This is a genomic window from Nitrosomonas sp. Is37, assembly GCF_033063275.1.
Taxonomy (GTDB): domain Bacteria; phylum Pseudomonadota; class Gammaproteobacteria; order Burkholderiales; family Nitrosomonadaceae; genus Nitrosomonas.
Genome location: NZ_JAWJYP010000001.1, coordinates 36,356 through 50,028 on the forward strand (window position 1 = coordinate 36,356; position 13,673 = coordinate 50,028).

The following is a 13,673-nucleotide window of genomic DNA, read 5'->3' on the forward strand; positions in this document are numbered from 1 at the left end:
GTAGTCAGAAAGGGTTATCTACCTGAACGTGCGATACAAGCAGGACTTGGAGACATTGAAGTCAAAGTGCCGAAGGTTCGGGATCGCCCTGAATCGGGTATCAAGTTTACCAGCAGCCCGGTACCACTCTACTTGAAGCGCACGAGGAATATTGAAGAATTTTTACCCTGGCTTAACTTGAGAGGAATTTCAACGGGGGATTTCTCAGAAACGCTGAAGCATCTGCTGGGGCCTGAGGCTCTGTGATTATCGGCAGCTACGATCAGTCGTTTAAAGCAAGGTTGGAAGCAGGATAATCATGATTGGAGTCGACCCGATCTGAGTAACAAGCGTTATGTTTATGTCTGGGTGGACGGCATCTACAGCAATGTGCGCATGGACGATCGCTTATGTCTACTGGTGATGGTCTGCTCAGATGAAACGGGACGTAAAGAGTTATTGGCATTATCCGATGGTTATCGGAAATCGGCGGCAAGCTGGGAGGAAGTGTTAATGGATTTGAAGCAGCAGGGCCTTAAGGATGCGTCCAAATTGGCTGTGGGTGATGGTGCGCTGGGATTCTGGAAAGCTGTAATCAAGCTCTGGCCAGAAACAGACCAGCAGCGCTGTGGGGTACATAAAACAGCAAATATATTGGAAAAACTGCCAAAAGCAATGCAACCGAAAATCAAAGAAGCCTTGCATAATATTTGGTAAGCGAGTATACGAGAAGAGGCTTGTCAAGCATTTGACCATTGTATTGAACGATTCAGCTCGAAATATCCAAAAGCAATGGAGTGTCTGGCTAAAGACAAAGCTTCCATGCTGGCATTCTATGATTATCCTGCCGAAAACTGGCAGCATATTAGAACAACTAATCCGGTTGAATCCGTCTTTGCTACTGTCAGATTGAGAACAGATAAAACCAAGAATTGTGGAAGCTGGACAACAACACTAACCATGGCGTTCAAGCTAATGGAAATTGCACAGAAAAATTGGTTTCGACTAAGAGGCTATAAGCTGTTAGCAGATGTCATTTCCGGCGTTAAATTTGTTAACGGCATTAAACAAGCAGGAGATCAAAAACAGGTAGCTGCTTGACTCTCCATACACCACATTTGACTATAGCTCCTAAACCCACCAGAGGTTCATTGAACTATGAAATTGAATCGATACATCAGTTTGGAGATACTCAGGATATTGATGTTTTTGCACATCGCCACCATGGAGAAATAGGCTATAGCTTTGAAACAGCAATGCCTCTTAGGGTTCTCTACCTGTTTGATTATGCATCAGGCGATCCTGATCCAAGAAAGAATTTTGACATTCTGTATGCAAAACGCCGAGTAGAATTCGGCCCCACCGGTATGTTTGGACCATTTTTCCCTTCTAACCTTTTTTCACCTGTAGGCTTTCGTGCGAATCTTTTACCAATGCCTAATGTCAGGCTCATGATGTCTCATCGTGCCTATTGGTTGGCTGATAAACGTGGTTCCTATGTAGGCAGCGGTCTGCAAGACCGAACTGGCTGATCAGGTAATTTCTTGGAACATATGCTGGATGTCAGCGTAGGATGGGATCCTCAGTGAACTTTCTAAAACGTGTAAGCTTTGATATTGGGTTTAGCCATATATTCAAAGGTGATTACTTTGATACAGTTCCGAACGGTCAAGTAGAAAAGATACCAATTATGGCTATACGATGGCGACCATTAAGTTCTAACTTCTTAAGATATCAAGCCATCACTGCCCACCTAAGCAAAACCCAGATCAAACGATTTAGTTGACACTGATTTTGCTTAGGGCAATGCCTGTAACCAAGGATTGCAAAGGTTTTCCAACAAGAACTTTGAAGCAGATCAGATGTCCTCTTTGTTCATTGATAAGAAGTAAATGCACCACGCAATTACACCCAAAATCGATAAGATAACAAACAGCCATACCTCATAACGCTTAATATCACCAACAATAAGTTCGAGTGCGTGAGCAAACATATACCCCAGGATTCCAACCGTTATTGACCAAATGAACGCTCCAACAATATTCAGGATCAAAAAGCGAACTGGGTGAATCCTGCACGCCCCCAACAAAAACGGAGCAATCGTTCGAAAGCCATACATAGCTCTGAATCCTAGTACTAACATCATCTGATGCTTATTTAAAACTGCAAACACTTTTTCTGACTTACGTTTCAAATTGGGTCTTTTTTTGAGGATACTTTCACCCTTTACACGACCAATATAAAAGTAAAGCTGATCGCCAAGTAATGTACCCAGAAACGCGCTAGCCAGTACCCCTGGTAGATCAAGATAGCCTTGGTGCGCCGCGATGCCTCCCAGAATGAGGATAGTTTCGCCTTCAAGAAAAGCACCTATAGCTATCGCACTATAACCGTATGTTGTTATTAATTCTTCTAAAGACACTTTTAATTGAACCAGTCAATTCTTCAAGTCGAACCGCGTTCGTTGCAACCAAGAGTATGAGTCACATTGTTAGATTCATGAATATGTGCAGAATTAATATAACCAGTTAACAAGTATTTTCGCTTTTTTATTCTGATTGCTTACTTTTATCAAGTTCTACGAAAACTTCTTTAGCACTAGAATTGCATTCATTGCAGCTAAAAATCCTGCATACACAGCCATTTGAATAATTACCTCCACTGTCTCTTGCCAAGTATATCCGACATTTAGTCCTCCCTGGATATGCGCCTTCAACTCGGCAATACAAAACTATAGCCTGATCAGGTGAATGACACGAACGAGTTTATAGTTCGACTTCAGCACTTTGATGTTCTTGATCACCTTTCCATCTCATAATGAGATGTCTGCCAGAAATTAATGGCCAGTTCATGGACATTTTTAACATTATGCAGACTCCTGTAAGATTGAGCGCCTCGGAAGTCGATGTCGCAACAACAATAATCGTATAGGGAAGATACATATCGCCATAGTCTGGGGTCTGGCTGGATTGAGTTGTGCTTCTGAATTAAAAAATGTGGCGTTATCGCTTAAGTTTTTGAAGCTCCCATTCGGAGTGACGGACGCTGTTTTTCTTTTCAATGGGACTTGGCTTTCCTAGTCCGGTAGATTTTACCGGACAAATGATCGAACGTGGCAGTGAATTGATCGCCACCGGACATAAATAATACGACAAGGTGAAGCCGACAAAGAGAGGATTGATTTAGAAATGGAATTAGACATTCAATAAATTGAAGCCTTGTGTATCAATACTCGAACATTTTTATCACTTTTATAACCAATCTTGCCATTGATGTCTTTTGTCATAATCAGGTATTGTATTCCTAGAATTCCAGAAACCGAGGCACTGTGTTAAGTTTTCTGTATCGTCCTTTTCTATACCCATTGGTTCTGAAAAACACCAACAATTCAATTTACTTGCGGGCCTGATCGACATGAAAGCACTACTCTTGTCAAAATCAATTTTGGGAAAATTGCAAGACTACTTATTCATAACCCTGAGGTTAAATAATATTTATTTATACCGATTCGCAAATAGGCCCAATGCAGTAAAGTGGCATCGAGGCTACTTTTGGAAATTCTCAACCAAGCCTGCCAGCTTTTTCCTCGCATGTTTGCTGACATGGAGCAGCATTTCGATGGTGCAGGCCAAGGATGATTCATGCCAACAAACCGAGGAAACGAATATCTGGATCTCGCCGCTCAACCCCAAAGCCGATGGGCAGATCAAGATCATGGCGGTGTCCACGGATGGCCCCGTGTCGGAACTTGCCATGATCGATAGCCAAGGTCAGCGCATGCCCCTGCCATCACGCCGCCGAGGTGGCCCGCCTTGGAGTCTTATCGCTGAATTGGCAGGGGTCGACGAGGGACATTATCGAATAGAGGCGAACCGGGATGGCAAGTTGATCACCTGCCATTTACTCACCATTGGTGAGTCAGGAGTACAGAAAAGAGAAGAAAGAAAGGAAAGAACTAAAGCGTGGAATCTTGCCACCGAAGCCTTTTATTCCGCATGGATCGAAGCGTTGTTTGGCGCGCCGCCAGAAGAAAATCTCAGCTTCCCTTCCTTGGAGCCGGTGTTGCGCAACAGCGAGCGCAACTTCCTGCACAATTATCTTGGCCACAACGAAGACCAAAACCTGCCACTCACCCCCGATTGCGCCGATCTACCTTACACCTTACGAGCTTATTTTGCCTGGAAGGTTGGTCTGCCAATCTCCTTCCGCGCCTGCGGGCGTGGTTCAGCCAAGGCGCCACCACATTGTGGCGCGCCCACCATCATGACCGAATTTACCCACGACATTAGCTCGCAGGCCAGTTTCAAGAAAATCAGCAGACAGTTGGTGAATACTGTCCATTCAGGATCATTACGAACAGGATTGGAGGATGAGTCGACGGATCTGTATCCCATCCCTGTCAATCGGGAGACGCTCTGGCCAGGATCAGTTTATGCTGATCCCTACGGTCATGTGCTAGTGTTGGTTGAATGGGTGCCGCAGACGAAGGGCCGCCCCGGCATCTTACTGGCCGTCGATGCTCAGCCGGACAATTCGGTTGCCCGCAAGCGGATCTGGGAGGGCACCATGCTGTTCACGAATAGTGAAAGTGCCGGACCAGGCTTCAAGGCTTTCCGGCCTTTGGTCGCAACGTCCTCAGGGAGATGGCGGTTACTCTCCAATGACGAGCTGGTCTACCATCCCGATTTCGCTTCTTTTTCCTTGGAGCAAGATCAACTCTCTGCCGACAATTTCTACGCCAGGGTAACCAAGCTCATCAACCCTGCAGGTCTTGATCCCAAGCAAGCTTATGAAGCAACGCTGAACGCCTTGATAGAGCAAATCGAGACTCGCGTGACTTCGGTGGACAACGGAGAAGCGTATTTTCGCAAACACGCCGGCAGCGTCATCCCCATGCCTAACGGCACGGCAATTTTTCAGACTATCGGTCCGTGGGAGGATTACTCCACTCCCTCCCGCGATATGCGCCTGATCATTGCCATCAATGTCCTAAACGGCTTGCCCGAGAAAATTGTGCGCCATCCTGAGTTATTCGTACTGAAGGGCCAGAGCCCCGAAGAAGCCAAGACCGAAATCGAGCAGCACCATGCAAGGCGCATCCATGAACACAGCATCCACTATACACGCACGGACGGTAGTCCATGGGAGCTCTCCGTGGCTGAGGTGTTAGCACGGAAGCAGGCCTATGAAATGGCTTATAATCCCAACGACTGCCCTGAAATACGTTGGGGCGCACAACCGGACTCAGAAGAGCACTCCACCTGTCGCCGCCACGCACCCGCAACTCAGCGCGAGAAAATGAAACAATACCGTATCTGGTTCCGCGAAGCACGCAGACCGACACCATGAAAGCCATCTCACTTTAAGCAGTAAAACGGCAGCAGTAAATCATCACTGTTATTCCATTTCCGAATCAAACATGAGACGCGAAGGCGAGCCGAAGACAGTATAAATAGTACGGCAAGGAGAAGCCGACAAAATCAGATTTGATCTAGAAATGGAATGAGTATTTATTGTTGTCAGATTAATCCCTCTAATAGTGAAAAGGGAACACCCTCTAGCTGAAAGTTAGGACAGGCAGGACCGGTCAACAAAGTGTCCAATTTTACGCTACCAAAGCGTGAGAATGCCATTATATATTCCCGTTTTATATATCCCAGTTGATCCTTACGCTGCCCGCTACAACCTCATGAATATGCTTCATCATTGGATGATTCTTTCTTTCGAACAGACAGAACTTTACGGCGAAAATCCAATGAATATGCCATGCCTTCTATCATAATCTTACTTGGATATAGTGGCGCTTTTCCTGATCTCTTGCCATTTTTCGGTGAATAGCAGCTTCGTCCAGATTCTCTTTTATCGCTTTCTCGAAATAACGAATATTCGCTGAAGTATGTGAATTGAGATCTTGACCTTTTCTTCCATAGAAATAATTATGATTTTTATATTCCTGAAGTAGTTTTTGCTGTTCCTGCAATTTTACTTGTAACTCTTTTGCGGCATTTTCATAATGTTTTGCTAACGCATCGTAATTGCTGGCAATTGAGTTTAGATCAGCATTGCCAATTTCATTATTCTGCAGAGATGAAGCGGGATTCATTTGCGCGCAAGCAGATAAAAAACTAAGCGTCAGTAAAGTAATCAACGAAATCTTTGTTTTCATCGTAATATCTCCATTAAACAACTTAAATTTCTCTTCTTTCTTTTATTTAAAATTTCTATTGAGTTTTTCATTGTGCTATTAAGAATATCCATCTTAGAAACACGTTCTTTTTTGCTCCTTATGTTTGAAGCCAATGCTAATTGAACAATCTTTACCTCCATGTTAAGAATTGCCATCGTCTGAACTCATCTTAGCCTCCTTTGATGGGTCAATAAGGGATCGCTACGATCAAAGAATCCATGAAGTAAATCACAGCCCGTTTTTACTGAACTATTGTTTAGAAGAAATTACCTCATGGATTAGGCTAAATTACCCCTAACAATGCAGAAATAATTTGGCCACTTTGATTATTAAATTTCGTGGGATTCTCAAGACTGGATAATGCTAATATTGATTATTTTTAGGAAACGCAGGTAGTTTTAATCCTGTACTTTCAGCTTCTACTTCGACCACCCGATCCACTACGCGCTAGCCTTTGCTGCCCCGCTGGAATGAAACCACTCTTTTGCAATAAATTCGTTTTAGGTAGCTCTTTGAGCGGTGTACTACGCTTGACAACGATATAAATGCTCTTCTCTTTGATTTGCGCCAGAAGCAATTCGTCAGCAAAAAAACGCCTGGCAGCATTAATGTCAGGAACAAGAAAATGAATTTGTTGAATAAAACCACTCTTTTGCAATAAGTTCGCTTTAGGCAGCTCTTCCTCTTCAAGCGGTGTATCACGCTTGACAATGATATGAATGTGCTGCTCTTCGATTTGCGCCAGAAGCAATTCGTCAACAAAACTCCTGGCAACATTAATGTCAGGAACAAGAAAATGAATTCGTTGCATGAAAACCTCCTAATATTTAGGTTAATCAATCCTGTTTAATAAAACAGTTTGATACCTGAAGCAGAGCAATAACAATGAATCAAGCTACTTCCGCTTTCTTACAGTAACAATGCTATGGAATAACAAATAGGCTGACAATAATGCATATAATTATCATTTCTACTCATTACTCATTATTGGGTAACGATGTTATGGAATAATAAATAGGCTGACAATAATGCAAATGCATACAATTATCATTTCTATGCATTTGGGGTATCAAAAAAATAACGCTTCTATCCTGCCAGATAAAGGTTTAACAACTAATAAACAAGATAGTCACCCATAGACAGTTGGAGATTATTAAAAACTTGACCATGTGAAGCGATCGCTTCGATTCCTTTGGCTTGATCAAAAGCCAAAAAATTGAATAGAGGATGTTGTGGAAAAAATAAAATCGGAAATTTTACTAATTTTAATTTGCACTAAAAACTGCATTAATGATCCGATTCCAAGGCAATATTGAGAATCCGGAAACCAATACCCCTACTCATTTATCAAGAATTATCTTTAAATTCAGAGCTTTAAAAAATTTTTTGTCAGTATATAATCTCTCCTTACATTTTATATTTTGCTAAACAAAATGCAGGAACCTAAGCCCGAACCCTTTAAATTTGTTTTCAGTTGGCGGCGTTTTTTGGTGCATTGTGCAATTATGAGTGTTTGCGTAATGCTCGGTCTGATGACCTGGTATTTTGGTAAGCCGCCCAGTATCCGGTTTTATGAAACAAAACCGGAAGAACAACTAGTCACTGTAATAGCGCCCGGTATTGATATGGCGTTGGATACGAGCAGTTCTATAGCCGTGAAAGTAGAGCACCCTCTGCAAGTTGAGCTGTTTAAGGGAAATGTTTATTTTGACATCGATAAAAATGCTCCGAATCAGCTTGAGGCAAAAGTCGGCAATGCTCTCATCAAGGGCTCTGACACGCGCTGTAGTATCCAGATGCAAAAAAATGGTAATAACCATGTCGCCGTTGCAGATGGGCACATCAAGATCCATGTAGCATCCGGCGTATATCAAATCAATGCTTTTGAGCAAGCTGACTTTGATGATATCGGCATCAGCAAACACCGACTGATGGATGACCGAAACATTGCGCCCTGGCGCTCGCTACAGTAACTACGTGGATAAGAAATTTAAGCTTGCTGCTTAATTTGTAAATTGCAAATCTCTAATTAGACTATTTTATTGAAAACTAGAGCTAGATTAACTTAAGGATTAAATTTACTACGACCTCAATTTCTTTGGTTCAAGTATATTTAAGCAGACACTGTACGTTGGTTTAAGTGGATAAACATTTTGGCATAAGGTGCATACCGTCAACCAAGCAGTGCAACAGAAGTAAAAGAAAAGACAGAATTGTCAAAATGTAAGGTCTGATCCCATACATGCATGTTTTCCGACAGTCTCTTGATAATAAATTCTGTTGCACGCCAAACCACAAATGCGACAATTCCAGTAATAAACCATCGAAACTGCCTGCCCAAATATGAGCTTACTTTTGAATCATGCATATTGAGCGTTTGATTTACTTGTTGGATATATTTTTCATAGTCTTCTCTAAGACTTGAATATTCTTGCTCTGGCAGTACTTCTTGTACCACTCTCATTGTTTCGGCGTGTTGCTGCACATCGAAGGATAAGTTATGTACAGAAATATCAAATTGAAGACTCTTGCAGCCGGCATAAAAACTCAAACCCCACGATAGGAGAGCTAATACCAAAAAAGTTAAAGGCCATGAAAACTTGGACATCTCTGCTACTTGAACGCTGCAGGCAATTGCTGCTCCAGAAGTAGCTAACAAAAAATAGATATATTTAGCTGTGGTTTCTGTCGCTATTTTATATAGCTCTGATGCTGATTGTTGTGACATTTCTTTGAACCCTGGTGAGTAATCATAAAGTTACTGTATATCTACAATCCTTAAAAATAAGAAACAACAAAGCTGTAATATTAACCTAACCGAAGTTGCTAACTGTATATCATCCCAAAACAGTACGATAACCAGTTTCGGAGATCATGACACGCTGGCTTTATCATTGGATTTAAACCGAAAATTTTAAACTTGCGTATTACTCAACCACCTCCCCACCCAATGCATCGATTAAATCAGGCAGCAACTGCTTCAATTGTTCGGTCATAAGAAAGAAATTGCTGTCAAACTGTTCCTCAGCCGATTCTGCGGGTTCTTTCTCGATATCCAGCAGGGTGAGCCGCTTAATTTGCAAGTTCTCGTCCAGCACAAAAGAAAGGTTGTTTTCCCATACCATTGCCTGTTTGGTAACTTCTTTGCCCGCTCGGACATGCTTAGTAATTTCATCAGAATCGAGTGGATGCCGCTGATAGCTTACCGAGACTTTTTTATCTTCTCTGCTACGGAAAACGCTGTCGCTATCGATGGCAAACGCATGAGACAACTCATCGCCTGACAGCCAGCGGGTCATGGCTGAAGCAGGGGTCAGCGTAGTCTTGATGCGCTTGAGTAGAAGCGTGGGGATCGTTTTCAAGAGAGTTTCAGCAAAGGTATCGGCCTTGGCGATATTCGAGCTATCGATAATAAACCAGCCATTTACGGGATCGATCCAGGCATGGCTTTTTTGCCGCACGACAAACGCGCGCGGCAGCAGCTCGTATAATGCTGCTTCCTTAATTTCTTTCATCTGTCTGCGACCAACTGGATAGCCTTGCTGCGCTTCCATTTCTAAGGCACGCTCTTTGGCACGCTGGTTGACGACGGAGGATGGTAGCAATTTTTTTTCAGATCCCAGCGCAATAAGCATTTGCTGGCCGCGCGCATAAACTAACCGAGTTTCTTCCATACCAGGCGGAATCCAGCCCAGGCTTTGCATTTCCATACTCAAACAGGCTTGTAAAGTCCGTCTTGCTAATAGCTCTTCCAGCTCTTCAGGCGTAAGCTTCCAGTCGGTGATACGATAAATTTGTAAATTCTTGAACCACATAAAGGCACCTCTTTAAATCCATTTTTAGGCGAATCACGGTTTTAAGTGCTCGCTCGTTCCTCACCTATTTTTCTTGAACTGTTTCGTCGCTCGCTGTGCGACACCTTGCGCTTCACCCCTTAAAAGTGAATTTCTAGGGATGCCCTATAAAAAGGCTATTAAGCATCGTTCTTTTTCTGGGATGCGCTAAAAAAGTGTGGAGAATTGTACAGGCGATTGCTGATTTTAGTTTAACTAATGGTATGCCAAGTTATAACATTCAGAAAAGTTTGAATAAACCTCAATCATGTAGCACATTGCCTCGTTGCCCGGCGCTCCCCTCCTAGGCCATCCATTTCCTTAACAGCCTATTAAATCACTTATAAAAAATACTGGGCAAACACAAGCACTGATAGCTTCCAGTAACAGCAACAATTAGCAAAACACCTAATCGGTTTAAGTGGAACACTTCTTCATCTGTTATTGTCAGAAAAAAACATAAGCGATAAGTGGCAACCATTCCGTGTTTGTTAATGAAATTGGGGGCTTTAGCAATGACGACAAATGAACCTACAGCCAATCAGTCTCATCCCTGTCAGCCGAGGAATTGCGCAAAATCAATGCTTACTGGCGTGCCGCTAACTATTTGTCGGTAGGCCAGATCTATTTGCTGGACAACCCCTTGCTGAGTGAATCGCTGGAATTGCACCATATCAAATCATGCTTGCTCGGCCATTGGGGCACAATACCGGCCATCAATTTTATCTATGCTCACCTCAATCGTGCTATTCAGCGCCTCAATTTGAATATCATTCTCCTCACTGGCCCGGATCATAGCAGCCCCACCTTGGTGGCTAATACCTACCTGGAAGGCACTTATTCAGAGTTTTATCCGGATTTTTCACAAAACACTCAAGGCATACAACAATTATTCCGCCAGTTTTCCTTTCCTAGCGGAATCGGCAATCATGCCACTCCGGAAATTCCCGAATCGATTCATGAGGGAAGTGAGCTGGGTTATGTGCTTTCCCACGCTTTTGGTGCTGTGTTTGATAACCCAGATTTGATTGCTGCCTGCGTTGTGGGCGATGATGAAGCTGAAACAGGGTCTCTTGCTACTACCTGGCATGCCAATAAATTTCTCAATCCCGCGCATGATGGGGCGATGCTGCCAATTTTGCATCTCAATAACTACAAAAACGCCAATCCCACCATTCTGGCGCGCATCAGTCGGGAAGAACTGATGCAGCTATTTCAGGGTTATGAATACCGCTCGTATGTGGTGGAAGGAGAAGATGGCGCTGATTTGCATCAGCAAATGGCCTACATCCTCGATCGGGTAGTGAGTGAAATCCGGACTATCCAGCAGCAGGCACGCCAGCATGGCAATATCCAACGCCCACGCTGGCCGATGATCATACTTGCGCACGCCCAAAAGCTGGACCGGCCCAAAAGAGGTCGATGGTCAGAAAATGGAAGACAGTTGGCGCTCCCAGCAGGCGCCGTGTGCGGCCACACGGAAGACGGCACTATTACCACGCCATTCGATAGGGTAGTACGCAATGATCTGGACCGTTTCCATCTGATAAATGATGTCATCGATTGGGTACCCAAACTGAGCTATACCACCGCTTATTTAAAGCAGATCATGCGTGATAAGCTGATCGAATACCACGAATATATCCATCACCATGGTCAGGACTTGCCAGAGATTCGCAACTGGAAATGGACACATCTTTAAGTATAGTATGCCCAACACAAAAAAAAACAGAAAACCCGATGATGACGAGGAAAATCTTTCGTCCTGGACGATTTCTTAGTGGAAGCACTGTCTAAATTTGCAATCTGAAGAATCAAGGATTCACCGATTGGTTACTCATTCAGGACTTCTTTAGCCTTCCTTAGCCTTCCTTAGTGAAAATTTGGATTATTTTCTACGCAAATGATCTATTCCCTACTTCTCCCCTTTTCGACTTGATTCTGGCTTGCTGGGCGCATCAAAATTTGGGTAGTTAAAACTTAAGATGATTAATCTTGAACAATAAATTCTTTTTATTGTCTCAAACACAATTTAGAATATATTAGCTGTAAAAGGCAAAAATAATTTATGCTACAGTCTCATGATTTCATGTATTTATTTTTAGAATAAACCATTTTTTCTTTCATTAAAAAAATGCTTGATTCCACAGAAAACCAGCCTATAATTCCTACCCTTTAATCATTTTATTAGCGCCAAGAAGTAAGGAGGTCATCATGAAAAGTAAAGCGAATTCTTTTGCGCAAGTTGATTTGGTTCATATTCATATCCCAGAAACGTAGCGACTTTTGATAGGAGTTAATGATGAAAATACGTACCGCCACTGTGCAAAAGAGAATTGAAAATGAAGTTATCTTTGACACCCACCCTGAGATTAGTCTAGATCTCTCTCTCGTTGAAGAAGCACTAAAGAAAGGTTATAGCAAACCTTTCTTGCTGGTCGACAGCAATATTATCCGCAATAAAATTCGCCGTTTTAAAGCTGTCATGCCACGTGTTCATCCGCATTATGCAGCAAAAGCCAACCCAGATTCACGTGTATTAAAAACATTAATAGAAGAAGGATCTGGATTTGAAATTGCGTCCATCGCCGAATTGGATCTGTTGCTTAGCCTAGGTGTTCCTGCAGCGGAAATCTATTATAGTAATCCGATGAAATCACGTGCCTACCTGGAATACGCCGCATCTAAAGGTGTGGAATGGTATGTTCTGGATAGTATCGAAGAGCTTCGTAAAATCGTCAGTGTCAAGCCAGATGCAAAATTGTATTTACGCATAGATACGCCCAACATCGGCAGTGACTGGCCCCTCGCAGGTAAATTTGGCACGCACCTTGCTGATATCAAAGAAATTATTAACGAAGCGGTCTCACTGAGTGCTGATCTCGCAGGTGTAACCTTTCATGTTGGTTCGCAATGCCGTAATCCGCAAAACTGGCGAGTCGGTATCGAGCGCGCTAAAAATGTTTTTGCTGACATGAGGCAGGCGGGATTAAGGCCTCGCTTGCTCAATATTGGTGGTGGTTATCCAGTACGTCATGTTAAACCTATTCCTTCCATTGAGGTGATCGCAGATGTCATCAATGCTGCAATTGCTGATCTTCCGGAAGAAATTCGCATCATGGCAGAACCAGGTCGGTATCTTGTATCGGATTCCTCATGCTTTGTTTGCAGAGTCGTGGGCACTGCCACACGCAATGGCAAACGCTGGATGTATTGGGATGCGGGTATATTTGGCGGTATTATCGAAGTGAGTGAAGGACTACGTTATGAGATTTTGACTAAGCGCACAGGTAGCAACATTCCCTGGTCCATTGCCGGCCCAACCTGTGATTCCGTTGATGTATTAATGCATGACGAGCTATTACCCGAAGATATCCAGGAGGGCGATTTCATCTTTATTCCCAACGCAGGCGCCTATACCACAGCCTATGCCAGCAATTTCAATGGCTTTCCTTTACCTGATGTCCTCGTCCTGTAGTTTGAGTCTATGTCTTAGCCAATAATAATTGTAAGAAATACGTTCCACCCTGGCTAAGCTTGTTGAAGTCTATTTTCTTTTTGACAAGTTTAGCCAGTAGTCAATCAGGATATAAGCCGGTCAGATCAATCAGATATAGTATTACGCATTGGTGCACACCTTCGAATGCTACCAGGTAACAAATCCTCTATCGCAA

The 13,673-nt window shown here is 43.1% G+C and carries 11 protein-coding genes and 2 pseudogenes; 7 read left to right on the forward strand and 6 right to left on the reverse strand.

Annotated features, from left to right (window positions below; translation table 11 throughout):
* Positions 1 to 258: 258 nt before the first annotated feature.
* Positions 259 to 1,080 (forward strand): annotated as a pseudogene (locus R2Q26_RS00135) (IS256 family transposase); the annotation flags it as partial.
* A 50-nt stretch (positions 1,081 to 1,130) separates the two neighbouring features.
* Positions 1,131 to 1,511, forward strand: coding sequence for an alginate export family protein (locus R2Q26_RS00140; protein ID WP_317534394.1), 381 nt, complete (start codon positions 1,131 to 1,133; stop codon positions 1,509 to 1,511).
* A 326-nt stretch (positions 1,512 to 1,837) separates the two neighbouring features.
* Here R2Q26_RS00140 and R2Q26_RS00145 read toward each other — a convergent pair whose 3' ends face one another.
* Positions 1,838 to 2,401: a DedA family protein gene (locus R2Q26_RS00145; RefSeq protein ID WP_317534395.1), complete on the reverse strand. Its 564-nt coding sequence runs from the start codon at positions 2,399 to 2,401 to the stop codon at positions 1,838 to 1,840.
* Between the two features lie 156 nt (positions 2,402 to 2,557).
* The gene (locus R2Q26_RS15380; protein WP_411182297.1) at positions 2,558 to 2,695 is read right to left on the reverse strand and encodes a carboxymuconolactone decarboxylase family protein; all 138 of its coding nucleotides are present in this window, start codon (positions 2,693 to 2,695) and stop codon (positions 2,558 to 2,560) included.
* Positions 2,696 to 3,393: 698 nt separating this feature from the next.
* On the opposite strand from R2Q26_RS15380, the gene R2Q26_RS00150 reads away from it, so the two are divergent.
* Positions 3,394 to 5,328, forward strand: a complete 1,935-nt coding sequence (locus R2Q26_RS00150; protein ID WP_317534396.1) for a hypothetical protein — start codon at positions 3,394 to 3,396, stop codon at positions 5,326 to 5,328.
* 427 nt (positions 5,329 to 5,755) lie between these two features.
* On the opposite strand, the gene R2Q26_RS00155 is transcribed toward R2Q26_RS00150, so the two are convergent.
* Positions 5,756 to 6,145 carry a hypothetical protein gene (locus R2Q26_RS00155; protein WP_317534397.1) on the reverse strand — a complete coding sequence of 130 codons (390 nt, stop codon included), beginning with the start codon at positions 6,143 to 6,145 and terminating at the stop codon, positions 5,756 to 5,758.
* A 433-nt stretch (positions 6,146 to 6,578) separates the two neighbouring features.
* The gene (locus R2Q26_RS00160; protein ID WP_317534398.1) at positions 6,579 to 6,977 is read right to left on the reverse strand and encodes a hypothetical protein; all 399 of its coding nucleotides are present in this window, start codon (positions 6,975 to 6,977) and stop codon (positions 6,579 to 6,581) included.
* 694 nt (positions 6,978 to 7,671) lie between these two features.
* Between R2Q26_RS00160 and R2Q26_RS00165 the strand changes: the two genes are divergently transcribed.
* Complete coding sequence (locus tag R2Q26_RS00165) at positions 7,672 to 8,139, forward strand: FecR domain-containing protein (protein WP_317534399.1); 468 nt, start codon at positions 7,672 to 7,674, stop codon at positions 8,137 to 8,139.
* A 200-nt stretch (positions 8,140 to 8,339) separates the two neighbouring features.
* Here R2Q26_RS00165 and R2Q26_RS00170 read toward each other — a convergent pair whose 3' ends face one another.
* Complete coding sequence (locus R2Q26_RS00170) at positions 8,340 to 8,894, reverse strand: hypothetical protein (RefSeq protein WP_317534400.1); 555 nt, start codon at positions 8,892 to 8,894, stop codon at positions 8,340 to 8,342.
* 199 nt (positions 8,895 to 9,093) lie between these two features.
* Positions 9,094 to 9,981, reverse strand: a complete 888-nt coding sequence (locus tag R2Q26_RS00175) for a recombination-associated protein RdgC (RefSeq protein WP_317534401.1) — start codon at positions 9,979 to 9,981, stop codon at positions 9,094 to 9,096.
* 571 nt (positions 9,982 to 10,552) lie between these two features.
* Between R2Q26_RS00175 and R2Q26_RS00180 the strand changes: the two are divergent.
* The 3 genes and pseudogenes from R2Q26_RS00180 to R2Q26_RS00190 all read left to right on the forward strand — a co-directional run.
* A pseudogene (locus tag R2Q26_RS00180) lies at positions 10,553 to 11,471 on the forward strand (phosphoketolase); the annotation flags it as partial.
* A complete protein-coding gene (locus R2Q26_RS00185) occupies positions 11,465 to 11,701 on the forward strand; it encodes a hypothetical protein (protein WP_317534402.1) in 237 nt (78 codons plus the stop codon). The pseudogene R2Q26_RS00180 and the gene R2Q26_RS00185, both read left to right, overlap by 7 nt.
* Before the next feature lie 600 nt (positions 11,702 to 12,301).
* Positions 12,302 to 13,477, forward strand: coding sequence for a type III PLP-dependent enzyme (locus R2Q26_RS00190; RefSeq protein ID WP_317534554.1), 1,176 nt, complete (start codon positions 12,302 to 12,304; stop codon positions 13,475 to 13,477).
* The last annotated feature ends 196 nt before the right edge of the window (positions 13,478 to 13,673 follow it).